Origin of the sequence: Haloarchaeobius pelagicus (genome assembly GCF_051207375.1) — an archaeon.
GTDB lineage: Archaea > Halobacteriota > Halobacteria > Halobacteriales > Natrialbaceae > Haloarchaeobius.
Window position 1 is genome coordinate 1,887,115 of the sequence record NZ_JBPJZD010000001.1, and the last position, 23,517, is coordinate 1,910,631.

Below are 23,517 nucleotides of genomic sequence, written 5' to 3' on the forward strand. Positions count from 1 at the left end.
CCGCGTGCCGGAACCGGCTCTGCTGTGTTGACTACTCATACGACAGTTGTGTTGTTATGAAACTACTAACAACCAACCTCTCATAAATCTACTGCCATACGACCCTTGAATAAACTCGCGAGAACGGCGGAGACGTTTCGCTACTCGATGGTCAGCGACAGCATGTCCTCGGCGAACCGCACGTCGCCGTCGTAGGACGCTTCGATAGCGTCGAGCATGTCGCCGTGTTCGCCGACGGTGTGCGGGTAGAGGTGTGTGAGGTAGACGCGGCCGATGTCGCGCCCCGCCAGCGACTCACCGAGCTGTGACGGGGTCGGGTGGTTCGAGACGTCGATACCGTCCGGGAACGAGCAGTCGTGGGCCAGGACGGCGGCCTCGTTCGCGAACGCGGTCAGCTCGCGGAACGCCTCGCTGTCGCCCGAGAAGACGAACCGGTCGTCGAACCGGTACGCCAGACAGGGCATCGAGTGGCGGGTCTCGAACGCCTCGACCTCGAAGCCAGCCACCGAGAACGGTTCCTCCGCGCCGACCTCGCGCACCGTCAGGTCGACGCGCCCCTGCAGGTAGTCGTGGACGTCCAGCAGGCCGTCGACGAGGTCTTGCGTGCCCGCTGGGCCGACGACTTCGAGGGTCTCCTCACCCGCCAACCAGCGTGCCTTCAGCAGCGCCATGAGGTCGGAGACGTGGTCGAGGTGGTGATGCGTGAGCAGCACCGTCTCGACGCCCTCGTAGCCGACGTTCGTCCGCGCGAGGCGGTGCAACACGCCACTACCGCAGTCGACCAGCAACGGCTCGTCGTCTTCGAGCAGGATACCGGTCTGGAAGCGGTCGCCGGTGGGCATCGCGCTCCCGGTCCCGAGGAAGGTGACTCGCATGGCTGAGAGCGCGTCGGCCACCGGGAAAGCCCTGACGCTCCGCCGAGCGCTATCGTTCTTCGGTCACGCGCTCGGCGCGCTCGGCGACCGCCGCGACCCGGTCCCTGAGTGGCTCGGGTGCGACACCGCCGTGGGCAGCCGCAACGTCGACCGCGTCGAGGATGACCGAGAGCGTGTCCCGCAGGCCCTCACAGCCGGTGACGCTCGCCAGCAGGTCGTCGAGTTCCTCGCCGACGGCGAGGCAGTCGTCGAGGGCGTCCACCCGGACCGCCCGGCGGAACTGCGCTCCCAGCGCGGCCACGTACAGCGGGAGCAGGTCGTCCACGTCCAGGTCGAGGTCGACCGGCAAGGTGCCGCGGTGCGTGATCCGACCCAGTGCGAGCGCGGCATCCTCTCCCAGGAAGTCGTCGTCGCTCTCCAGTTGGGAGACGAGCCGGTCGGCGACGCGAGCGACCGCCTCGGGCTCCGTTCTCGCGAGTCGGGCCAGCGCCGTGGTCGCCCGGCGCCGGCTCGGCAGGTCCGGCGCGTTCGCGACGGTCACCCCCAGCTGGTCGACCGCTACCGCCACCGAACCCGGATGGTGTTCGGCCAGGCGCGCCAGCACGAGGGTCGCCTGCTGGCGGACGTTGGTCGCCCCCGAGGAGGCATACGGGGCCACGTCGACGATGGTGTGTTCGACCGCGTCGGGGTCCTCGGCGGCGAGTGCAGCCACGCCTCGCAGGACCGCCACACTCCGCTGTGAGTCGGTCTCCAGAGCCTCGACGCAGGCCTCCCACTCGTCGACGATGGCCGCCCGTGGCACGCGAGCGGTCTCGCCCGCAAGCGCGCTCCACTCCGGACTCGGCGACCGCTCCTCCGGCTCGCCGTTCTCCCCTCCCATACACGACATGACGAGTTCCATAGGCAAATCCGTTCGCCTACCGTGGCGTGCCCCCGAGGGCAAAGGCACTTGCATACGCAACCCCGAGACCCCGCCAATGGACGGGAGAGCGCTGCTCGCCGAGACCGAGGCGTTCGAGGGCGACCCGGAGACGGTCACCCTCGACGACGAGCACGTCCTCGACATGCTGGACCCGGCAGTCCGCAGCTGGTGGGTCGAGCAGTTCGGCGAGTTCGCCGCCGAGAACGAGGGCTTCTTTACGCCACCCCAGAAGGAGGCCATCCCCCTCATCCACGAGCGCGAGAACTCGCTCATCTGTTCACCCACCGGCTCCGGGAAGACGCTAGCGAGCTTCACGGCCATCCTGAACGAACTGTTCGCCCGCGAACGCGAGCAGGACGAGGGCCTCGACAATTCGGTGTACTGCCTCTACGTCTCGCCCCTCAAATCACTCGCCAACGACATCCACCGGAACCTCACCGAGCCACTCGAGGGCATCCGCGACATCGCCACCGACCGCGGGGAACCAGTGGGCGAGATACGCCACGCCATCCGCCACGGCGACACCGACAGCAACGAGCGCCAGAAGATGTTGAAGGAGACGCCGCACATCCTCAACACCACGCCGGAGACGCTGGCCATCCTGCTCGACTCGCCGAAGTTCCGCGAGAAGTTGCGGACCATCGAGTACGTCGTCGTCGACGAGATACACTCGCTGGCGGCCTCGAAGCGCGGGACCCACCTCTCGGTGTCGCTGGAGCGACTGGAGGCACTCACGCACGACTCGCCCACCAGAATCGGCTGTTCGGCGACCATCGAGCCACTGGACCAGGTCGCGGAGTTCCTCGTCGGGCAGGACGACGGCGAGCCCCGGGAGTACGAGATCGTCGATACGCGGTTCGCCCGCGAGTTCGACCTCGAACTCCGGTGTCCCACCGACGACCTCATCGACACGCCGGGACAGGTCGTCACCGGGCGGTTCTACGACCAGCTGCACGACCTGATACAGGACCACACCAACACCCTCGTGTTCACGAACACGCGCTCGGGGGCCGAACGCGTCCTCCAGCGCCTGCGCGAGGACTACCCGGGCTACGACGAGGAGAACTCGGGCTGCCACCACGGAAGCATGTCGAAGGACGTCCGTGAGGGTATCGAGGGGAAGCTCAAGGAGGGCGACCTCGACGTGGTCACCACCTCGACCAGCCTCGAGTTGGGTATCGACATGCCCCACGTCGACCTGGTGGTGCAGGTCGGCTCCCCGAAGTCCGTGGCATCGCTGCTCCAGCGCGTCGGGCGGGCGGGCCACCGCGTCGGCCAGACCGTCACTGGGAGGGTGTTCGCGCTCGACCGCGACGAACTGGTCGAGTGTGCGGTTATGCTCAAGAAAGCTCAGGAGGGCTTCGTCGACTCGGTCGCGATTCCCGAGAAACCGCAGGACGTGGCGACCCAGCACGTCTACGGGATGGCCATCGCCGAGGTCCGCCCCGAAGCCGAGATTCTGGACATCCTCCGGTCGGCGTGGCCCTATCGCGAGTACACCGACGAGGACTGGGCCCAGCTCGTCCGGTACCTCACGGCGGACTACGAGGGGCTGGAGGACCGCAACGTCTACGCGAAGATCTGGCGCGACGAGAACGACCCGCCCGACGGCGAGTACCACTACGAGGACTTCCCCGTCGGGGAGACCCTGATCGGCAAACGGGGCCGCCTCGCCCGCGTCATCTACATGACCAACATCGGGACCATCCCGGACTCGTTCACCTGCGAGGTGTTCACCCGGGCGGACAACGAGTGGGTCGGCCAGCTCGACGAGAACTACCTCGACACGCTCGAACCCGGTGACGTGTTCGTCCTGGGCGGGCGCAACTTCGAGTTCCGCTATCGACGAGGATCGAAGGTGTACGTCGACCCGACGAGCGCCGCCCCGACGGTGCCCTCGTGGTATTCGGAACGCCTTCCGCTCTCGTACGACCTCGGGAAGGAACTCGCCAGCTTCCAGGGCGACCTGCTCGCGAAACACGAGCGGGGCGGCGCAGCCGCGGTCCGCCACTGGCTCCGCAACTTCCCCCTCGACGACAACAGCGTCCGGGCCATCGCGCGGATGTTCGACGAGCAGATTCGATATACGGGCCCGGAGAGCCTGAGTACGGATTCCCGGCTCGCCATCGAGGAGGAGATAGACCGCCAGGAGTACAAGCGCCAGTACTACGTCCACTCGACGTACGGCCGCCGGTTCAACGACGGCTTCTCGCGGCTGCTCGCCTACCGTTGCGCACAGGAGACGAACGCGAACGTGGGCCTGAGCGTCGCCGACAACGGGTTCGTGCTGTCGATGCCGCTGAACCGGAAGGTCGACGTGGTCGGCCTCGTGGAATCACTCGACGCGACCGAGGTTCGAACCCTGCTCCGCCAGAGCCTCGCCGAGACCGAACTCCTCCAGCGGTACTTCCGCATCAACGCGACGCGGGCCCTGATGATACTCAAGCGGTACAAGGGGTACGAGAAGTCGGCGAAACAACAGCAGGTCTCCAGCGAGATGCTGCTCGGGTTCGCCGAGGACCTGGACGAGTTCGCGGTCATCGAGGAGACCTACCGGGAGATACTGGAGGACAAGCTCAACGTCGCGGGCATCGAGGAGATCGTCCGGGCCATCGAGGCCGGGCAACTGGACGTGACCCACACCCGGGTCGAATCGCCGACGCCCCGGGCGTTCGGGCTGGCGACGCTCATGGCGAGCGACGTGGTGCTGGCCGAGGACGAGAGCGCGGCCTTACAGGAGTTCCACGAGCGGGTCCTCGACGAGATCGGGGACGATTCATTCAGGGGGACGGGAGCGATGGCGGGCGGGGAGGAGTGAGGGGCCGAACCGACACGACCTACATCTGGGTGATGGTGACCTTGATGACCTCCTCGGTCTCGGGGTACTGGTACATGTCGTCGACCTCGTCGATGGTTCGAACCACCCCGTCCTCGGCGGCCCCGGTGTCAGGGCCGGACTGACGCGGTGCCTGGTCCGCGCCGGCACCCGGTTCCTGGTTCTGTTCCGTGCCGGCGTCCCACAGCAGGAGCTGGTCGGTCACGTCGCCCGAGATGGGCTGTTCGTCCTCGAACAGCGGGAGACCCGTCGGTTCGAAGGCGTAGAACAGATCGTTCGACTGGACGAACATCGTCGCCAGCGAGAGCCGCTGGCCGGCGTGGGCTTTCACCTCGAACGTGTACGTCTCGCCGGGGAAGATGGGTGCCGGGCCGTCGGCTCCATCGGGCGTGGTGAAGGTGCCCGTCTTCTCGACGTGGTCCGCGCCGGCGAGTTCGTCGGCGTAGGTTCCAGGACTCCCGTCCTCGGCGAGGGCTTCGAGGCCCGAACTCGCGGCCGACCCGGGGGAGAACGCGGTCGCCATGTCGTCGTGGATGGCGTAGGCCCCGGGCGAGAGCGGGACGGCGACCTCGTCGCCAGCGCCCGTCGTGATGGTCCCGGGTTCGGAGACGTTCTCGACGGTGACGGTGAAGGTGACGCTCATCATGTCGTCACCCTCGGTCATCTCGTCACCGTCGTCGGTCATGGTGTCGTCCATCCCGTCGTCCGTCATCTCGTCGTCGGCCATCGGTTCCTCGTCGGTCGGGCTCCCGCCCGAGTCGCCACCGAGGCAGCCGGCCAGTCCGATGGCGGTCGAACCGGCAGCGATGGTCAGGAAGCGACGGCGCGTGGAAGTGAGTGCGTCTGACATCTGTCTTCATCTGACCGGAGGTAGAGGCCGTAAAAAGCGATTTTTCAAGGTCCGACTCGACTCTCTTCGGAGAGGGTCGCAAGTCGTTCTAGAATTGGTTCGGAGTTCGGGTCAGTGGGCTGTCCCGACCGGCAGTTTCGGGGTGCTCAGACCGCGATCTCGGGGCGCTCGTAGTGACCCGTCAGCCGGGCCGTGACGAATCCGAGCAAGAACCCGTACACCAGGTGGGTCACGATGGAGAACACGAAGAACACCACCAGGTCGCTCCCGCTGTACCGCGTCGCGAACGCCGTGACGAACCCGGTCCAGAGGATGGCAGCGAACACCATGCCCTGTTGTGGGCGGGTCTTCCCCGGCAGGTACGCGCCGAGGGTGACGAACAGCAACGGCCAGGCGATGGCCCCCGCACCGAAGAACAGCACGAACCCGAGTGGGACGTTCGAGCCACCACCCGCGAGCTCTGCCAGCGTGCCGAACACGTCCAGGCTGGGCCCATACACCGCGTTGACCACGACCAGCACCAGCGTCATCAACGTCGTCCCGACGATACCGGCGGCGACGCTCGCCAGGGCAGCCCGCAACTCGTCTTCACGTTCCCGCTCGTCGACGGACTCCTCCGCGAGGTTTTCGTCCTCGACGTCTGAGATGGTACTTCCCATGTGGTACGATATGGCATGGCAGTATTAAAGAGCCTCGCAAATATCAGCAGTGTGCTACTTCGTGCGGGTGGTGGAGTCCGAGAGGACCGGAATCGCATCACGAAGAGCCTGAACGATGGCCGGGAGTGCGAGAATTCCGGCGACCAGCACCGCGTCGTGGACCGCCATCCCCACGATGGAGCCGTCGAAGGCCGCGCCGAGTTCACGAAAGGCGACCACGAACGCGAGGCCGAGTACTGTGAGGGCGGCTGCATTCGTCCAGGAGGCAGGCACGTCGACGCCAGAGAGCACGCGACAGCCGACCACACCACCGAGACACGACCCGAACAACGTGACGGCCAGCTCGCTCGCCCCCGTGACGAAGAGTGCCGGTACGGCCACCACGGCTGCGACGGCGTAGCCGACGATCGGGCGGCCCGCCCAGACACTGCGGCCCACGTAGAGGACCAGACCCCCGATGACGAACCCGACCAGCACGTCGCCAAGGTAGTGGACGCCCAGCACGACACGAGAGAACCCGACCGCGAGGCCGACAGTCGCTGCGGCCGCAGTTCGCAGTCGGGACTCCAGCCACCCGAACTCGACCGCCATGCCGCCGTAGACGACCGCACCGGCGATGGCGTGACCGCTCGGGAACCCGTAGCCCGTGGTCTCGATGAGGCGAACCGATGCCGGTGGCCGGGGCAGCGCGAACACGCCCTTCAGCAAGACGGTCAGCGAGAACGCGACGAAGGCGTAGCCGACCAGCTGGGCGGTCGATTCCCGCCGATACCCCCAGTAGAGCACCGCGAGCAGGAGGGTCAGGACCCCCGGGTCACCGAGATTCGTCACACCGGCGTACACGTCGGCGTACTCGGCGGGGAACGCCTCTCTAATCGCCTCACTCAACCCGACCAATCGAATCATTACCGGTTCTCCGTTGGCACATTGTTTCAAGCTTTCGTGTCTGGACCCAAGTGAGACGGCGGTCTCAGACCCCTTCGGCATCCTGGAGCCCGACCGCCTCGACGCTGTACTCCCAGAGCCGTCGCTGGGCGTCCTCGTCACGGGCGGCCGGTGCGGCCCGACGCTGGCGGCAATTGTCGAAGTACGCACCTGTCACGGCTGCGACCTCGGGCGACGCCGCGAGGAACGTCGGGGTCTCGGCCCCTTCGCGGACCGACTCGACCGGCACGAACGGGACCCACGCGAGGAGCGACCCGAAGAACTGTGCGGGCTTGCGAATCGGCATCGGCAGGTCCCGCATGAAACCCGAGCCGGGGACGACGCCCGGATGCAGGCAGTTCGCGGTCACGGTGTCCAGCCGCCGTGCGAGTTCGAACGTGAACAGCACGTTCGCGAGCTTCGAACGAGCATACGCCGAGAACGACGAGTAGTCCTCGAGCGATTCGACCCCGTCGAGGTCAAGTTTCCCGTTCCGGTGGGCCTCCGATGAGACGGTGACGACACGGCCGGCCGGAGCCGCACGGAGCGTGGGCATCAACAGGTTCGTCAGGAGGAACGGCGCGAGGTGGTTCACCGCGAACGTGTACTCGACACCCTCCTCGGTGAGCCGACCCTGTCGGAAGTAGCCGCCCGCGTTGTTCACCAGCACGTCGAGTTCGCCGGTCGTCGTCTTGACGTCGTCAGCGAAGTCACGGACGTCGGCGAGACTGGCGAAGTCCGCGCGGAAGAACTCCGCGCTGGTCCCCTGCTCCTGCAGGGCGTGGACCGTTTCGGCACCGGCACGCCGATCACGACCGTGGACGAGGACCCGGGCACCGAGGCTTCCGAGCGCCAGCGCGGTCTCCCGGCCGATGCCGGTCGTCGAACCGGTTACCAGAACGGTCTGACCCTGCAGGTCGACATCCTCGACACCGGCTCTGGTGGCCACACGCGTCCTCGGCATAGCTGGCGGTATGTGGCGAGTCGTGATAACGTGTTTCCCTCCCGAACAGTCGCGGAGTACGGGCTCTCACGGCGGTCTACCGGTCCGTCGATTCAGCGCGACGCCCAGTCCACCATCCTGGCGTACACCTCGTCCGTCTCCAGCGTCGCGGTGTCTCCGACGAGGACAAGGGCGCGTTTGGCCCGTGTCAGCGCGACGTTCATCCGCCGATAGTCCTCGAAGATGGGGCTGTCGAGGTCTCCGGAGGCGACGAAGGAGACGACGATGACCTCCTTGGCCGACCCCTGAAACCGGTCGACGGTGTCGACCGCGACGTCCTCGGGGACCTCCTTGCCGATTTCGGCGACCTGCGCCCGGAACGGGGCGATGACGCCCACGTCCTCTGGCGAGAGGCCAGCGTCGAGGTAGGCCTGGACGACTTCTCTGACCTTTGTCGCCTCCACCGCGTCGGTGTGGCGGTTGTCGTCACCCGGCGTGTCGACCATGACGACGCCGTCGCGGAGGTATTCCGGCAGCGAGTCGACCGAGAACCCGGACAGGTCTGCGAGCGACCGTCCGGCGACCTCGCCGGTAGCGGGACGCAACTGGCCGTCGTAGAACTCGCGCGAGGAGAACGCCTGGATGCGCTGGGACATCCGGTACTGCCGGTCGAGCAAGATGCCGGCGTCCGGGTACTCCGTGACGAGTCGCTCGAACAGCGACCGGTGGAGGAACTCGTCGTCCGCCCGCACAACGGGTGGAAGCTGCTGGTGGTCGCCGACGAGGACGAAGCGCGACGCGAGGTTCACCGCTGCGAGGGTCCCCGGCTCCGTCAACTGGCCTGCCTCGTCGACCAGCGCCACGTCGAAGTCCTGGTTCCGCATGACCGTCCCACCACAGGTCGCGGTCGTGGCGGCGACCACGGACGCCGATTCGAGGGTCTCGACGCACTCCTCGGGGTCGCCGGTCTGGTCGAGCCGGAGGTCGAGCATGTCTTCGCGGACGCCCGATTCGGTCCCGACCCGGCAGATATCGACGGCTTCGCCGTCTGCTCGTTGCGTCTCCGACGCAACGCTGTCCTCGAACCCCTGGTCGCGCAAGGCTTCGAGGGCGTTGTCGACCGCGCGGTTGGTGAACGCCGAGAGCAGGACGCGCTCGCCCCGCTCGACCATCGCCCGGATGGCTCGCGCGATGGTGTAGGTTTTCCCCGTCCCGGGCGGGCCGTGGATGAGCGCGCAGTCCTTGGCGGTGACGGCCTTCCGGACTGCCTCGTCCTGCGCGTCGTTGTTGTCGATGAACACCTCGTCCGTCTCCTCGAACGCTGGCTCCTCACGACCGAACAGCACGTCCTTCCGGCGAGAATCGCCCTTCAGGAGAGCGTCGTGGACCGCCGTGAGCATCCGGCTGATGCCCATCTCCGAGGGGTAGGTGTCGAGCCGGTGCACGTCGACCGGCTCGTCCGCGGTCAGGACGACTTCCCCGTCGGCCAGTTTCTCGACGCGGGCGAGTTCGGCGTGGCCGCGGATGGGGTCGCCGTCGCTGGCGAGGACGTAGTCGCCCTCTCGAATCTTCGAGACCGCCGACGAAGTTCGTTCGGCACGCAACTCCCACCGGCCGGCCGGCAATTCCCGTTTTCCTGCTGGTTCCAGGTCGACCAGCGCCCGGTCCTCGTCGGCGCGTTCCGCCGCAGTCTGCTTGTAAAGCTTCGCGAACGACCGGTGGGACTCGCGACGTTCGGCCTCGATGGCCTGGTACATCCGGTCGAAGTACTCGCGCTCCTCCTCGGGGAGCGCTCGCCCGATCTGCCCGGCCTTCGACTCCTGGTTCAGCCGGCCCGAGACGACCATGCAAGTGTCGCTCTCGAAGCAGTACTCGCAGTTCGAATCCGCCTCGTACCCAGTGGGAACGTCCACGCCGAACTCCATCGCGGCGAGCTCGTTGCGGGCCCGCACGACAAATTTCAGTAAACCATTCCCGATGGAGAACTCTTTGGCGGGCGAGAAGTCGCCAGTGAACTCGTCCTTGTCGAGTGCCTTGTTCTTCGTGTAGAGCAGCGTCCCCGTGTTCACCGGCACCCCGCGTTCCTGCAGCAGCAGGGCGTACGCCGCGGCCTGTATCTTGTCGGGGAAGCGCGGGTCGGACTTGAGGTTCTTCCCGGTCTTCAGTTCGACCGGCTGGCCGCGGCGGATGGCGTCGGCCCGCCCCTTGATGCCGAACGTCTCGGAGATGAGCAACTGCTCGGAGCGCCACTCGTCCTGGTCGCTCAATCGCCCCTGGGCCAGCCAGCCCTCGATGGCGCGGGCGTTCTGCTCGACCTCGCGCTCGACGTCCTCGGCGGATTTCTGGAGCAACCCTAGTTCGAGTGCGTTCCCCCGAACCCGGTCCTCGACTGATTCGTCCAGGTCGCGCCCGCGGAGCAGGTCGCCGAACACCTGGTGGACGATGGTCCCTTTGGTCACGGGATACGCCAGCGGGACAGGAGAGAGCTTGTTGAGGTAGTACAGCCGCGGACACTGGACCCACTGGCGGATGTCGGTCACGTTGACGAGGAAGTCCGGTTCGACGACCACGTAGGAGTCGCCTGTCGTCGAGTACGACAGCTCGCCCTGAAACTCGTCTTCCTCTGGCTTCGTCACGAGCAGTTCCATCCCCGGTTCGAGAACCTCGGCAGTCTCGGTCCACCGCCCCCAGAGCGTCACACTCGTCGGTTCGTCCTCGTGTCGGTCGAGTCCGACCTCTACGAGCTCCGAGGTGCCGTGGCTCGTGTTGACGGTTCGCTCTTCCCCCACGTCCGTGACGACGCCTCGCAGAGTCACTGTCGGTGTTCCGTCGGCCTCGGCTATAAACACTGGCTCTCACTGTGGGGATCGACTGCTGAAACGGCTACAGGTCTGGTAGCTGCTGCCTCGGTGACTGTTTATACGTTGTGTCGTCTATGTGACTACAGAGACCTTCATGAGTATCATCGCGACGTTTCAGGTCCCTCCGGAGGACTTCCCGCTGGGTCCCGTATTGCAATCGCTCGGGGAGGTCGAGGTCCAGATGGAGCGTATCGTGCCGTTGAAGGGACGGGTCATCCCGTTCGTCTGGGTGTCCGGCGATGTAACGGAGAAGACTGACATCGAGCAGGCGCTCCAGGGGCAGGAGGAGGTGGAGGAAGTCACCATCCTGGACAACATCGGGAACGACTGGCTCGTCCGGATGGAGTGGGAGCCACATCTCGGGGGGCTGCTGGAATCGATTCTCGATTCAGAGGGGGTGCTCCTCGACGCCTCCGGGACGAACGATGAGGGGCGTTTCAGCGTTCAGTTCGACGACCACACCGGCGTCTCGCGGTTCCACCAGCACTGCCAGGACAACGGTATCGAACCGACGTTGCTGCGGCTTCACACGCCCGAGGAACGTCCCGAGGCCTGGACCGACTTCGGCCTCACCGAATCGCAGTACAGCGCCCTCGTCACTGCCCACGAGCAGGGGTTCTTCGACGTCCCACGGGGGACCACCCTCACACAACTCGCGGACGAGTTCGGAATCTCGGACAGTGCGATCTCACAGCGAATCCGTCGCGGGATGGACGCGCTGATAGAGAACACGCTCCTCGTACCAGACCAGAACCACGACTGAGTCGGCCGCCAGCGATACGTTCTTTCCTCCGCAGTGAATACTCGGCAGTATGCGGGTTCGAGACTGGGACGATATCGTCTCCGAGGTAGTCGAGTCGAAGGCAGACCCGGAGGGCTGGCGCGCCGTCGCCGGCGACCGGGCGAACGGCCTGGGCGAGGACTTCTACGTCGGACACCGAAACAGCGGCGTCTACCACCTCAAGACCTACGCGAAGAACCCATACGAGGTCCGCGGCGTCGGAACGCAGGTGGCGCGCAAGCTGGACGACGAGATCGGCTCGTTCTTCCCCGAACAGCAGGAGGCGAGTCGCTTCGCTGTCCAGTCACCACCCGAGGACGAGGACGACGCCGAGGACAAGGCCAAGAAGCTGCAGGCGGTGCTCCAGGCCCACGCGGACGCTCCCACGACGCCGGGTGACCTGTTCGACGACATGATGGACGCGCTGGAGAGCCCCGCGTTCGGCCCGATGGAGTACGACCAGTACGACCGTCCCGAGAAGCTGGACGACCTCGCGACCACGTTCGAGGACGCCGAGAAGGTGCTCAACAGCGAGCTGGACGACCTCATCGGTGACGACGAGGTCGACCGCGGCTTCATGTGATTCCGGGACACGTTCGCTGACGAGGTGGCGAACAGGCGGTACCGATGGCCGACTCCCGGCGGGCCGCACCGCGCACCCGCGACGCCCGCCGGGGCGATTCTCAGTGCATACCGTCGGTGGCCGCGTCATGGTATTTGAACCTCGGTGGAGAGGTGCTTTCAAGCCACCCCGTCCCTTTCGCACGAACATGAGCGCCGAGGACACTGTCAGGGACTACTACGAAGCCCTCCGTCGTGGTGAACCGCTGTATCCGTACTTTCTGGAGGATGACGCGACCTGGAAGGGCGCGATAAGCAACCAGTACAGCGGCTACGACACCGTCGCGGAGGCCCTGCGCCAGCAGGCCAAGACGACCGACGAGTGGACCGTCGAGAGCCACGACCTGTCGGTCACCGAGCGCGACGACTACGCCATCTTCCACGACGAGGTCCGGCTGGCCTGGACCAACGTCGAGACCGGGCAGCGCTGGGGCTTCGACTCGCGCTGGAGTGGGACCCTGGAGTGCATCGACGAGGCCGACGATGAGTGGCAGTTCGTGAGCATGCACGTCTCTGCACCACACGATCTCTAAGATGGTCGGACCCTCGATGTCAGAGGACGACCGCCGCACCGGGATGAACAGACTCCGCTACGTCTTCGTCGGGATGGTCGCCGCGTCGGGGGCGATGGTCGCGCTGCAGGTCGAAGCGTCCATGCTCTACATCCTCGGCGGCCTCGTCGGTGGGGCCGTCGCCGGGGCGTTGCTGTGGGCGTACCTCGTCCACGCGTTCCGACAGGGGAGTTCGCGAGAACGACGCTAGTTCTCCCGGAGAATCACCAGTTCTCCGTCTTGCACGTACAGCCAGATACCGCCGCCCGAGTACGGGCAGGTGTTCCAGGTGACGGTCTCGGTGTGCTCGCCGACCGTTATCGTCGCCTCGAACGACCCACTGATGGGAACCTCGACGGAGATCGGGCTCCAGCTACCCGGGTCGACCGTGACCGACGCTGTCGCGCCCTGGACGTACTCGTTGGTCAGCGAGAGGTCGACCGTCCGTGGGACCTCGTCCTTGTCGCGGGGCCGAGCACGCCGCTGCAGCCGGCCATGCCAGTCGTCACCGCTGCAGACACGGCTCCCAGAAGCTCGCGACGCTTCACGTGGATTATACGTCGAAACCGGAGAAAAACAGCGTCCCTGTCCGGTCAAGTCGTCCCGTCTCAGGGGTTCACGCGAGCAATCCACTTCCGCGGCGACTCGAGTTCTTCCTCGGTCGGCAGGTTCTCTGGCCCGTCCCAGACGACGCCGGCGGCGGCGATGCCGCGCTCGGCTGCGACGTACTCGAAGAAGTCTTTCCCGCGTTCGTACTGCTGGCGCTTGAGCCCGAGGCCGAGCAGGCGCTTTGCGAGCTTGCTCAGTGGGCCTGCCCCCTTCCGGCGGGCGTCGACCTTCCGGCGGAGGTCCTCGTACTCGTCGTCGAAGGCGTGGTCCATCAGGAGTTCCGCGTAGCCCTCGACGACCGTCATCGCGGCGTTCATCTCGCGGAACGCCTCGCGGTCGAGCTGGCCGTGTTTGAGCTCCGCGAGGCCCTCCTCCATGCGGGACTCGAGGTACTCCGAGAGCCAAGGGGCGGCCCCGAACTCGGCGGCGTGGGTGACCTCGTGGAAGGCGATCCAGCGCCGGAACCGCGGGTAGTCCACGTCGAGCGCGTGGGCGACGCGGTCGATGTTGGGGTGGACGAAGTACAGCGCGTGGTCGGCGTCGACCTCGTCACCGGCCAGCAACAGCGGGTCGTACTGCCCGAGGACGTTCCGGGCGAGGAACCCGAGCATGAACGACATCGTGCCGGTGTTGACGGTCCGGGCGAGGCCGGGGAACATCGACCCTTCTTGCGCTTCGAGTGGGTGCAGGACCCGACGGAACGTGTCGATGTTCGCGTCGATCCAGTGGTGGCGGTGCTGTATCTCGATGGTTCGCGGGACGTCGAAGTCGATACCGGCGACCTCCCGGACGCGGTCTCGCGCGTCCCGGACGTCCGTCGCATAGCCAGCTTTCTCGGCGTCCGTCAGGCGTACCGAGCCGGGGTCGGTCGCACCCTTCGCCGCTTCGGCGACCGCGTGCCAGTCGATGACGCCGTCGCCACTGGAGGAGGAGGCGACCGCGCGAACACTACGAAAGAGACTCACGGACCCGAGTTGGGCCCCTGCGGGCAAAACCCTTCTGTCTATTCGTCTTCCAGTTCGACCATCTCGGGCCCGAGCTCCGCGGCGTCGTCGTCGCCCAACAGTTTCCGGACGCCGACGGCGACCAGCACGAGGGCGACGAAGCCAGCGAGCAGGAACAGCGGGTTCGGGGCCCCGCTGCTGGCGTCCTCGTCGCTGGATTCGGATTCGGTGGCTTCGTCGGCCGCGACCGCCGCGGTCCCGCCGTCTGTCGCCGCCTCGACGTCCTCGTCGACCGCGTCGCTGCCGATGACGTTACTGAAACTGACCTGGTCGTTGAGGTGCAGTTCGAGCAAGGTGAATTTCTCCATACTAGTCAGTTCTGCGACAGTGGCCTTAGGCGTTGTGTTCACCGGACAGTCGCCCTGTCGTAATCAGGGTTCACATCGAACCGGGGGCTTCAAACCGTCCCCGTCCCAGGCACGGATATGAACGATTCGCAGTGGGACTTCCTCACGGAACTGCTGGAGACGCCGAGCCCGTCGGGCTACGAGACCCGCGGCCAGCGCGTCTGGGTCGATTACGTCGAACAGTTCGCGGACGAGGTCCGCACCGACGAGTACGGGAACGCGGTCGCGGTGTACGAGGGGAGCGACGACGGCCCGAACATCGCCCTGACCGGCCACGCCGACGAGATCGGTTTCATCGTCAACCGCATCGACGACGACGGGTTCATTCACCTCGGCCGCATCGGCGGCTCCGACCGCACAGTGACCAAGGGCCAGCACGTGACCGTCCACTCCGCCGACGGGCCCGTCTCCGGGGTCATCGCCCAGACCGCCATCCACCTCCGCGACCCCGACGACGACAAGATCGACGACATCTCGGAGCAGGCAGTCGACATCGGCGCGGCAGACAGGGACGAGGCCACAGCGGTCGTCGAGGTCGGCGACCCCATCACGTTCTCCAGCACGGTCGAGGAACTCATGGGCACGCGCGTCGCGGCCCGTGGCATGGACAACCGGGTCGGCACGTGGACCGCCGCCGAAGGGCTCCGGATGGCCGCCGAGGCGGGGGTCGACGCGACCGTGTATGCGGTCTCGACCGTCCAGGAGGAACTCGGCACGCGGGGCGCGAAGATGGTCGGCTTCCAGCTCGACCTCGACGCCGTCCTCGTGGTCGACGTGACCCACGTTTCGGATTACCCCGGTGGCCAGCCCGACAAGGCGGGCGACATCGAACTCGGCGCGGGCCCGGTGGTGGGGCGGGGCAGTGCGAACCACCCGGTCGTCACGCAGGCGGTCCGCAAGGCCGCGGCAGACGCCGATATCGACGTGCAGTTGCAGGCGGCAGGGATGGGAACCGGCACCGACGCGCGGGAGTTCTTCGTCGCCCGCGGCGGTGTCCCGACCGTCAACATCAGCGTCCCGAACCGCTACATGCACACCCCCGTCGAGGTCATCGATACCGACGACCTGGAGGAGGTCGCGGAACTCCTGGCCGCGTTCGCCGGGCAGGCGAGTCGCTACGACTCGTTCGCCGTCGACGTGTAACACGACTCTCACGTCCCCCCGCGCGAGCGCCCTCACGCCCGAATCGACCCGTTCTTCGGTCGAACTAACTCGGTACGTTTAAGCACGCGACGGAAGGCCTTCGAGGTATGAGCGAACAGAGTGGACGACCGCTCGATGTTCTCGAAGCGGCAGTCGGCGAGGACGTCACGGTCAAACTCAAGGACGGCGAAGCGTACGAGGGAGAACTCACTGGCTACGACCAGCACATGAATCTCGTCCTGGAACAGGACGACAACACAACCATTATACGCGGCGATAACGTCGTCTCGATAAGCCCATGACTGGCGCAGGAACACCCTCCCAGGGGAAGAAGAACACCACCACACACGTCAAGTGCCGACGCTGTGGTGAGAAGTCGTACCACTCGAAGAAGAAGGTCTGCTCGTCCTGCGGATTCGGCGACTCCGCCAGGCGTCGCGAGTACGCCTGGCAGTCGAAGGCCGGCGAGTAGATTCGAAGGTTTCTCTCTTCACAGCAATCGACCCGTGAGCCGCGGCGCTGTCACGGACCCATCCACCTCGCGTGGTGGTGCCCCCGCGACACTCTTCGGGCTCGCAACGTGCACTGTCGCCGATAGCCCTTCTGGTGTCGCCTCGACCCCGCTCCAGACGGCGAAAGTATGCACACCCGTGCATATCTAACCAGTCGCGAGTCGATATTAGCGCACAACCACGGGGATTTTTACCATCGGGCACCTCAGCCACGACCATGACACAGGGGCCGGGCGAACGCCCGCAGATGGACGGTCCGACAGAGAAGTGTGGTGTCGTCGGTGTCTCCCTCGCCGACCGTGATGCCGCGCGACCGCTGTACTACTCGCTGTACGCCCTCCAGCACCGCGGTCAGGAGTCAGCCGGTATCGTCACCCACGACGGTTTCCAGCAACACGACCACGTCGCGATGGGACTCGTCGGCGACGCCTTCACCCAGTCCGACATCGAGACGCTCAACGGCGAGTCCGGTATCGGTCACGTCCGTTACCCGACCGCCGGGAGCGTCGACAAGTCCTGCGCACAGCCCTTCACCGTCTCGTTCAAGTCCGGGTCGCTCGCGCTCAGCCACAACGGGAACCTCGTCAACGCCGACGAGATCCGCGACGAGCTCGCAGGCCTCGGCCACGCGTTCACCTCCGATGGCGACACCGAGGTCATCGCGCACGACCTCGCGCGCAACCTCCTCGAAGCCGACCTGGTCCGAGCCGTGAAGCGAACAATGAGCCGCATCCACGGCTCGTACTCGCTCACCATCATGCACGACGAGACGGTCCTCGGCGTGCGCGACCCCGAAGGCAATCGCCCGCTCTGTATCGGCGAACTGGAGGACGGCTACGTGCTGGCCTCCGAATCGGCCGCCATCGACACCCTCGACGGCGAGCTCGTCCGGGACGTGAAACCGGGCGAACTCGTCGTCCTCCACGAGGACGGGACAGGATTCGACTCCTACCAGCTCGTCGACCAGGAGAACACCGCCCACTGCTTCTTCGAACACGTCTACTTCGCCCGCCCCGACTCCGTCATCGACGACCACCTCGTCTACGAGGTCCGACGTGAACTCGGCCGCCACCTCTGGGACGAATCGGGCATCGAGACCGACGTGGTCATGCCCGTCCCCGACTCCGGGCGCGCGTTCGCCTCCGGCTACGCCGAAGCTGCCCAGGACGACGGCGCGGAGACCGACTTCGCGGAGGGCCTGATGAAGAACCGCTACGTGGGCCGGACGTTCATCATGCCGACCCAGGACGAGCGCGAGCGCGCGGTCCGCCTCAAGCTCAACCCCATCAAGTCCACCGTCGAGGGCAAGACCGTCACCATCATCGACGACTCCATCGTCCGCGGCACCACCTCGAACCAGCTCGTCTCCCTGCTCAAGGACTTCGGCGCGGAGGAGGTCCACATGCGCATCGGCGCGCCGGCCATCGTCGCACCATGTTACATGGGCATCGACATGGCCACCCGCGAGGAACTCATCGCGGCGGGCCAGACCACCGACGACATCTGCGAGGAGATCGGCGCGGACTCGCTGGCGTACCTCTCCATCGACGCCGTGGCGAGCGCGCTCGACAGCGCCAGAGCCGACCTCTGTCTCGGCTGCGTCACCGGCGAGTACCCCTACGACATCGAGGGCGAGTCGACCGATCGCGAGGTCGAGCGTCCCGTCATCGGCGGGGCGGACCTCGCCGCGGACGACTGACACAGCACCCGATTACTTACGCCCTGCCCCGGCGAACCACCAGCTATGCCCGGCCCAGTGTTCTGCTCCGGCGAGACGGTCGACCTCTGTCCGGTGGAAAAAGACGACCTCGAATTCTTCCGCGACGCGATGAACGACCCCGACGTGCGACCCAACCTCGGGAGCGTGACGCCGTACAACATGCAGATGGAGGAGGACTGGTTCGAGAACCGTGTCTGCAAGGGCGACGACGTGAAACTCGTCATCGTGGCCGACGACGAGCCGGTGGGCAACATCTCGCTCAACGGCCTCGACGAACACCACGGCCACGCCGAGGTCGGCTACTGGGTCGCGCCCGACCACCAGCGAAACGGCTACGGGACGGACGCCCTCCGGACCGCGACCGAGTACGCGTTCACCGAACGCCGGCTCCGGACGGTGATGGCGAAGGTATTCGAGTTCAACGAGGCCTCGGCGAAGGTGCTCGAATCGGTCGGCTACGAGCGCGCCGGGACGTTGCCGGACTGGGGGTTCGTCGACGGCAAGCACCACGACGTGAACCTGTACGCGGTCACGGCGGACGAGTGGCCGTGATGTGCCGGCGACTGCCGTGATGCGGCTGCTGCACTGCTAGCACACCTGTGGCTGATTTATCCCGTCGCCCGGAGAATCACCGGTAATGCCCGGCGCAACCTTCCTTTCAGGCGAGACGGTCGACCTCTGCACCCTCGAGGAGGACGACATCGAGTTCCTCCGTGACGGCATCAACGACCCGGCGGTCCGGGTCCCGATCGGAAACCACACCCCGTACAACCTCGACGAGCAGCGCGACTGGCTCGAGAACGTCGCCTCGGGCGATGACGAGGTGAACCTGTGCATCGTCGCCGACGGCGAGCCCGTCGGCGTGGTCACCATCGCGGAGATCGAGGAGACCCACGGGACCGCCGAACTCGGCTACTGGGTCGCCCCCGAGCACCACCGCAACGGCTACGGCTCCGACGCGGCCCGGACGATGGTCGAGTACGCCTTCCGTGAGCGCCGAATCCGGTCGCTGATGGCCTGTGTCTTCGCGTTCAACGAGGCGTCCGCGGGTCTGCTCGAATCCGTCGGCTTCGAGCGGACCGGGACGTGGCCGGAGTGGGTGTTCGTCGACGGCGAGCACCACGACGTGTGGCTCTACACCGTGACCGCCGACGAGTGGCTGCCCGAACACGCTGGCGAGTAGACCGTCGCCGGTGAGCGACCGACCCACCACGACGACACACGGTACCACACCTGAACACGGCTTTTTGTAATCGGGGGAGAACGCCCTCCCATGCCCGGAGCGACATTCCTGTCCGGCGACTCGGTCGACCTCTGTACCATGGAAGAGGAGGACATCGAGTTCGTCACCGAAGGCGTCAACGACCCCGACGTCCGCGTCTCCCTCGGTATCGCCCAGCCACGCAACGAGACGCAACACGAGGAGTGGTTCGAGGAGGAGGTCTCCTCGGACGACGACCTGACCCTGCTCATCGTCCCCAAGAACGACGACGAAGCGGTCGGCGTCATCCGGTCGTCCTGGATGAACGAGCGCCACGGCCACGCCATGCTCTCGTGCTGGCTCGCGGCCGACGCCCACAGCCAGGGCTACGGCAAAGACGCGACGCGCACCCTCATCACCTACCTGTTCGAGGAGCGCCGCATGGAGACGGTGCGGGCCGAGGCCTTCGCCTTCAACGAGAAATCCAACGCCTTGCTCGAATCCATCGGGATGCGCCACGTCGGCACCCTTCCGAACTGGGCGTTCGTCGGCGGCGAGCACCACGACTCGAACATCTACGCCGTGACGGCAGACCAGTGGTGGGACGAGCAGTAGGTTTCCCGAAAAATCAGTAGACCAGATAGAGCAGGACGTACACCACGTTCCCCAGCACGAACGAGACGAGCCACAGTGGGGCGGCGATGCGGCCGATTTTTGGGTGCTTCGTGTCCTTCAGCTCGCCCATCGGGTGCGTCCACGCCAGCAACAGCACGTAGTACAGCAGGGGCAAGCAGACGATTGCCAGTATCATGTGGATGGCCAGTATCCCGAGATAGGCGACCTCGACCAGCCCCGTCCCCGGGAACGGGTGTGGCCCCTTCAGCGCGACCTTGTAGAGGTAGAGCACGAGGAACAGCAAGAACAGGCCCACGCCAGCGAGCATCAGCTTCCGGTGGCGCTCGTACTCCTTGCGCTTGATGGCGCGCAGGCCAGCGATGATGACGCCGATGGCGACGAGACTGATGACCGCGTTGACGTGCGGAATCGCCGAGACCAGCCACTCGGGGGCCTTCGGGAGTATCGACTTCGGGATGAGCTGGCGCGCCGCCCCGATGACCAGCGCGAGCGAGACCACCGTCAGCACTGCCGTCACGGCGGGGACGTTCCGTTTGACCGTCTTCTCCATGCGAGGGTCTCGGGAACGCAGGCAGAAAGCGGTTACTCAGTCGGACAGTCGGGAGGCGAGTTACGGGGGGTGACTCATTCCTCGACGACGATCTCGCCGAGCATCCCGAGCGACTCGTGAGGCTCACAGACGTACTCGTAGGTTCCGGGGACCTCGAACGTGTACTCGTACTCGAACCCCTCGTTCTCGATGGGCTCGTGGCCCGGCCAGTCTGCCCCCTCGGGCTGCGACGTGACGAGGATGTTGTGGGTGTTCGACTCCCAGACGAATTTTACGGTCGTGCCGGCGGTCACCGTGAGCGGGTCGTCGGTTCCGGGCGTGAACACGAACTCCCCGTCGGGGCCGACCTGCACCGTCGCGGTGCCAGTATCGGGTGCGGGTTCCATCTCGGTGGGCGTCTCGGTCGGTTCGGGAGTCGTCGCCTCGCCCTGGCTGTTCGAGCCGAGACAGCCAGCGAGGCCAGCTGTCGCGAGGGCGATACCCGCTGTTCGGAGGACTGTGCGGCGGTCTGTCGTCGAGATGTCTGTCATCTGTTCGGGACCTCTGACCGATGGTTAGGAATGAATCAGCATAATACGGGGCCCAGTTCTCAGGGGGTGAAAACCGGCGACGTGGTAAGAAGCCTGTCGGTCGCGGAAGTCACATCGACAGCGCTCCCGTCGGTCGGTTTCCTGGAGAGAAAGACGAAGCCAACTCTCTTCGAGTGTTGCTTCGTCAGTAAGTTGTGCGTGGGTGCTGTCCGTTAGGAGAGCACCCGCATCGTGTTGGTGGCTGAGTTGGTGGCCACCTGTGCGATGCGTGGGACCGGATTTGAACCGGCGGACCTCTACAGGACAGCGCCCTCAACGCTGCGCCGTTGGCCTGGCTTGGCTACCCACGCTCGCTGTGTCTTGCTGCACTCAATCGTTTTGGGGGGATAAATAAAAGCGTGTCCTTTTCCGGCGACGGTGCCGCCCCGTCGCATGGTGGAACGCGACAAAGCGGGGTATTCAAATGGGACGCCACGGTAGGGGGGGATATGCCGAAATACTCGACGGGCGGTTCGTCGGGTGGCAGCGACGGTGACACCTGTGAACTCTGCGGCGCGGCCAGCGACGGCCTGCGGCGGGCGAACGTCGCGGGCGCGACACTCCAGGTGTGTCCCTCGTGTGCGCCCCACGACGACGCGCAAAAGCAGCAGTCGAGCGGGAGCAATCGCTCGAACCAGCAGGACGAGTCGGACCGGAAACGTCGGGCGGTCCAGAACGCCGCGAAGGCGAACGACGTCTGGGACGGCGACTCCAAGCGCTGGGAGGAGGAGGGCACGAACTACGACGACGACCCGCTCCCGTACCTCGTGAAGGACTACGGGAAGATCGTCACCGAGAAACGCCAGAAGAAGGGCCTCCAGCGCGAGGAACTCGCGAGCGAACTCGGCGTCGACGAGTCCGACATCATCGCCATCGAACAGGGCCGTGCCACCCAGGCCGGCATCGGTGGCGGCCTCATCACGGCGCTCGAAGACATGCTCGACGTCGAACTCGCGGATTCGTAGTCCACACCCGTAGCCCCACAGCGTTTTTGTTCGCTGGGCGTGTCTCGCTTCTCGATGACCCAGAACGCTGCGGCGGAGCCGTACACGACCCGCTTCTCGACGGACGTGGCGGCCGTCGACGGACGTGAAGTCCGACTCAAGACCAGCTTCTTCTACGCGGAGAGCGGCGGCCAGCCCGCCGACCGCGGCACCATCGGTGGCGTGCCCGTCGCCGACGTCCAGCAGGCCGAAGACGGCACACACGTCCACACGCTGGCCGCGGACCCGACGTTCCGCGAGGGCCAGACCGTCGTCTGTGACATCGACTGGACGTTCCGGATGTACTGCATGCGGGCACACACCGCCAGCCACGTCCTCTACGGCGTGGCCCGGGAACTCCTCGACGACCTCGGGTACGGTGGGTTCGGCATCTCGGCCGCCTCCGACCCGGCCGAGGAATCCGCGTCCGGGGAGCCAGCCGCCGACGAGGGCAAGGTCCGCGTCGACTTCGAGACCTCGACGACGGTCGACGACGACGTGCTGGTCGAACTCGAACGCCTGGTGAACCTGGCGGTGTGGGAGTCCCGAGAGGTGACGTGGGAGGAGGTCTCGCTCGAGGCGGTCGAGGAGAACGAGTTCGTCGCGTTCAACACGAAGACAGAGGAGGACGTGTTCGCGGACGCGGACACGGTTCGACTGGTCACCGTCGGCGAGGGAGATGTGACGCCGGGCCAGCCCTCGGCGGGGCCACTGGACGTGGCCGCGTGTGGTGGCACCCACGTCCGAAACACCCGGGAGATCGGGCCGGTGACGGTGCTCGACCGGTCGAACCCCGGTGAGGGGCTCACCAGGGTCGAGTTCGCGGTCGGCCCGCGAAGCATCGACCGGCGCGCAGTGGAGAAGCGGTCGGCCCTGGCCGCGGCTCGGACGCTCGGGACGAGCGTGGACGACGTGCCGGACGGTATCGAACGGTTACAGGACGAGGTCTCGTCGCTGGAGTCCGACCTCGCCGACATGCGGACGAACCTCGTCGAATCACAGCTCGCTGCACTCGACGTGGTCGAACGGGACGGCAGAACGTGGCTCGTGGGGTCGGTCGCGGACGTGGGGCCGAACGACCTCCAGTCCGTCGTCCGAGCGGCAGCGGGGGATCGTGCCGACGTCGTCGCACTCGTAGGCGAGACGGACAGCACCTTCGTTGTCGTGGGGGCGGCGGACGGCCACGACGCCGCAGCAGTCGTGTCGTCGGTGACCGACGAACACGGCGGCGGTGGGGGTGGGAGCGACCGGTTCGCCCAGGGCGGGGGCATCGGGTCGGCTCCCGCTGCTGTCGTCGCCGACCTGCGGGGACAGGGCGAGTAGGGGTCAGGAGCCGGCGATTCGTGGTCAGGAATGGCGACGGCCGGTGAGGGGGTCGGCCGTCGTCTGCACCGACAGACAGCAATCGCTATTTCAACGC

26 protein-coding genes and 1 tRNA gene are annotated in these 23,517 nt (G+C 66.2%); 14 read left to right on the forward strand and 13 right to left on the reverse strand.

Going from position 1 to position 23,517, the window contains the following annotated elements; translation table 11 throughout:
• Window positions 1–140: 140 nt before the first annotated feature.
• Complete coding sequence (locus ACSC1S_RS09960; protein WP_435364158.1) at window positions 141–875, reverse strand: MBL fold metallo-hydrolase; 735 nt, start codon at window positions 873–875, stop codon at window positions 141–143.
• Window positions 876–924: 49 nt separating this feature from the next.
• A complete protein-coding gene (locus tag ACSC1S_RS09965) occupies window positions 925–1,755 on the reverse strand; it encodes a hypothetical protein (protein ID WP_435364159.1) in 831 nt (276 codons plus the stop codon).
• Between the two features lie 97 nt (window positions 1,756–1,852).
• On the opposite strand from ACSC1S_RS09965, the gene ACSC1S_RS09970 reads away from it, so the two are divergent.
• Window positions 1,853–4,615, forward strand: coding sequence for an ATP-dependent helicase (locus tag ACSC1S_RS09970; RefSeq protein WP_435364160.1), 2,763 nt, complete (start codon window positions 1,853–1,855; stop codon window positions 4,613–4,615).
• A gap of 19 nt (window positions 4,616–4,634) precedes the next feature.
• On the opposite strand, the gene ACSC1S_RS09975 is transcribed toward ACSC1S_RS09970, so the two are convergent.
• The 5 genes from ACSC1S_RS09975 to ACSC1S_RS09995 all read right to left on the reverse strand — a co-directional run bounded on the left by ACSC1S_RS09975 (window position 4,635) and on the right by ACSC1S_RS09995 (window position 10,825).
• Window positions 4,635–5,483, reverse strand: coding sequence for a spondin domain-containing protein (locus tag ACSC1S_RS09975; protein ID WP_435364161.1), 849 nt, complete (start codon window positions 5,481–5,483; stop codon window positions 4,635–4,637).
• 146 nt (window positions 5,484–5,629) lie between these two features.
• Window positions 5,630–6,142 (reverse strand): DUF6789 family protein, encoded by a 513-nt coding sequence (locus ACSC1S_RS09980; RefSeq protein ID WP_435364162.1) that lies wholly within the window; start codon window positions 6,140–6,142, stop codon window positions 5,630–5,632.
• A 54-nt stretch (window positions 6,143–6,196) separates the two neighbouring features.
• Complete coding sequence (locus ACSC1S_RS09985) at window positions 6,197–7,048, reverse strand: phosphatase PAP2 family protein (RefSeq protein WP_435364163.1); 852 nt, start codon at window positions 7,046–7,048, stop codon at window positions 6,197–6,199.
• A 64-nt stretch (window positions 7,049–7,112) separates the two neighbouring features.
• A complete protein-coding gene (locus ACSC1S_RS09990) occupies window positions 7,113–8,030 on the reverse strand; it encodes an SDR family oxidoreductase (protein ID WP_435364164.1) in 918 nt (305 codons plus the stop codon).
• A 92-nt stretch (window positions 8,031–8,122) separates the two neighbouring features.
• On the reverse strand, window positions 8,123–10,825 hold the full coding sequence (locus ACSC1S_RS09995; protein ID WP_435364165.1) for an AAA domain-containing protein: 2,703 nt from the start codon (window positions 10,823–10,825) through the stop codon (window positions 8,123–8,125).
• Window positions 10,826–10,946: 121 nt separating this feature from the next.
• Between ACSC1S_RS09995 and ACSC1S_RS10000 the strand changes: the two genes are divergently transcribed.
• From ACSC1S_RS10000 to ACSC1S_RS10015, 4 genes are all read left to right on the forward strand, one after another.
• Window positions 10,947–11,633, forward strand: a complete 687-nt coding sequence (locus ACSC1S_RS10000; RefSeq protein WP_435364166.1) for a helix-turn-helix domain-containing protein — start codon at window positions 10,947–10,949, stop codon at window positions 11,631–11,633.
• A 49-nt stretch (window positions 11,634–11,682) separates the two neighbouring features.
• On the forward strand, window positions 11,683–12,234 hold the full coding sequence (locus ACSC1S_RS10005) for a hypothetical protein (protein WP_435318719.1): 552 nt from the start codon (window positions 11,683–11,685) through the stop codon (window positions 12,232–12,234).
• Window positions 12,235–12,421: 187 nt separating this feature from the next.
• Complete coding sequence (locus tag ACSC1S_RS10010) at window positions 12,422–12,805, forward strand: nuclear transport factor 2 family protein (protein WP_435364167.1); 384 nt, start codon at window positions 12,422–12,424, stop codon at window positions 12,803–12,805.
• Window positions 12,806–12,821: 16 nt separating this feature from the next.
• Window positions 12,822–13,034, forward strand: a complete 213-nt coding sequence (locus ACSC1S_RS10015) for a DUF8527 family protein (RefSeq protein ID WP_435364168.1) — start codon at window positions 12,822–12,824, stop codon at window positions 13,032–13,034.
• On the opposite strand, the gene ACSC1S_RS10020 is transcribed toward ACSC1S_RS10015, so the two are convergent.
• From ACSC1S_RS10020 to ACSC1S_RS10030, 3 genes are read right to left on the reverse strand one after another with little or no spacing between them, the layout of a single operon-like run.
• Window positions 13,031–13,420, reverse strand: coding sequence for an Ig-like domain-containing protein (locus tag ACSC1S_RS10020; protein WP_435364169.1), 390 nt, complete (start codon window positions 13,418–13,420; stop codon window positions 13,031–13,033). The two genes, ACSC1S_RS10015 and ACSC1S_RS10020, sit on opposite strands and share 4 nt — an antisense overlap.
• A gap of 11 nt (window positions 13,421–13,431) precedes the next feature.
• A complete protein-coding gene (locus tag ACSC1S_RS10025; RefSeq protein WP_261651705.1) occupies window positions 13,432–14,397 on the reverse strand; it encodes a zinc-dependent metalloprotease in 966 nt (321 codons plus the stop codon).
• A 38-nt stretch (window positions 14,398–14,435) separates the two neighbouring features.
• On the reverse strand, window positions 14,436–14,744 hold the full coding sequence (locus ACSC1S_RS10030) for a hypothetical protein (RefSeq protein WP_435364170.1): 309 nt from the start codon (window positions 14,742–14,744) through the stop codon (window positions 14,436–14,438).
• 117 nt (window positions 14,745–14,861) lie between these two features.
• On the opposite strand from ACSC1S_RS10030, the gene ACSC1S_RS10035 reads away from it, so the two are divergent.
• From ACSC1S_RS10035 to ACSC1S_RS10065, 7 genes are all read left to right on the forward strand, one after another.
• Window positions 14,862–15,926 carry a M20/M25/M40 family metallo-hydrolase gene (locus ACSC1S_RS10035; RefSeq protein ID WP_435364171.1) on the forward strand — a complete coding sequence of 355 codons (1,065 nt, stop codon included), beginning with the start codon at window positions 14,862–14,864 and terminating at the stop codon, window positions 15,924–15,926.
• A 107-nt stretch (window positions 15,927–16,033) separates the two neighbouring features.
• Window positions 16,034–16,228: an LSM domain-containing protein gene (locus tag ACSC1S_RS10040; RefSeq protein WP_261651708.1), complete on the forward strand. Its 195-nt coding sequence runs from the start codon at window positions 16,034–16,036 to the stop codon at window positions 16,226–16,228.
• Window positions 16,225–16,398 carry a 50S ribosomal protein L37e gene (locus ACSC1S_RS10045; RefSeq protein WP_435318725.1) on the forward strand — a complete coding sequence of 58 codons (174 nt, stop codon included), beginning with the start codon at window positions 16,225–16,227 and terminating at the stop codon, window positions 16,396–16,398. The genes ACSC1S_RS10040 and ACSC1S_RS10045 overlap by 4 nt, the downstream gene beginning before the upstream one ends.
• A 257-nt stretch (window positions 16,399–16,655) precedes the next feature.
• A complete protein-coding gene (gene purF, locus ACSC1S_RS10050) occupies window positions 16,656–18,137 on the forward strand; it encodes an amidophosphoribosyltransferase (protein ID WP_435364172.1) in 1,482 nt (493 codons plus the stop codon).
• A gap of 45 nt (window positions 18,138–18,182) precedes the next feature.
• Window positions 18,183–18,710, forward strand: coding sequence for a GNAT family N-acetyltransferase (locus ACSC1S_RS10055; protein WP_435364173.1), 528 nt, complete (start codon window positions 18,183–18,185; stop codon window positions 18,708–18,710).
• A gap of 85 nt (window positions 18,711–18,795) precedes the next feature.
• Window positions 18,796–19,341, forward strand: a complete 546-nt coding sequence (locus tag ACSC1S_RS10060; protein WP_435364174.1) for a GNAT family N-acetyltransferase — start codon at window positions 18,796–18,798, stop codon at window positions 19,339–19,341.
• A 90-nt stretch (window positions 19,342–19,431) separates the two neighbouring features.
• Window positions 19,432–19,974, forward strand: a complete 543-nt coding sequence (locus ACSC1S_RS10065) for a GNAT family N-acetyltransferase (RefSeq protein ID WP_435364175.1) — start codon at window positions 19,432–19,434, stop codon at window positions 19,972–19,974.
• Window positions 19,975–19,987: 13 nt separating this feature from the next.
• On the opposite strand, the gene ACSC1S_RS10070 is transcribed toward ACSC1S_RS10065, so the two are convergent.
• The 3 genes from ACSC1S_RS10070 to ACSC1S_RS10080 form a co-directional block, all read right to left on the reverse strand.
• Window positions 19,988–20,545 carry a DUF420 domain-containing protein gene (locus tag ACSC1S_RS10070; protein ID WP_435364176.1) on the reverse strand — a complete coding sequence of 186 codons (558 nt, stop codon included), beginning with the start codon at window positions 20,543–20,545 and terminating at the stop codon, window positions 19,988–19,990.
• A 74-nt stretch (window positions 20,546–20,619) separates the two neighbouring features.
• The gene (locus ACSC1S_RS10075) at window positions 20,620–21,075 is read right to left on the reverse strand and encodes a plastocyanin/azurin family copper-binding protein (RefSeq protein WP_435364177.1); all 456 of its coding nucleotides are present in this window, start codon (window positions 21,073–21,075) and stop codon (window positions 20,620–20,622) included.
• A 265-nt stretch (window positions 21,076–21,340) separates the two neighbouring features.
• A tRNA-Leu gene (locus ACSC1S_RS10080) sits at window positions 21,341–21,425 on the reverse strand.
• Window positions 21,426–21,563: 138 nt separating this feature from the next.
• On the opposite strand from ACSC1S_RS10080, the gene ACSC1S_RS10085 reads away from it, so the two are divergent.
• Window positions 21,564–22,079, forward strand: a complete 516-nt coding sequence (locus tag ACSC1S_RS10085; RefSeq protein WP_435318733.1) for a helix-turn-helix domain-containing protein — start codon at window positions 21,564–21,566, stop codon at window positions 22,077–22,079.
• A gap of 54 nt (window positions 22,080–22,133) precedes the next feature.
• Window positions 22,134–23,420: an alanine--tRNA ligase-related protein gene (locus ACSC1S_RS10090; RefSeq protein WP_435364178.1), complete on the forward strand. Its 1,287-nt coding sequence runs from the start codon at window positions 22,134–22,136 to the stop codon at window positions 23,418–23,420.
• Window positions 23,421–23,517: the final 97 nt, after the last annotated feature.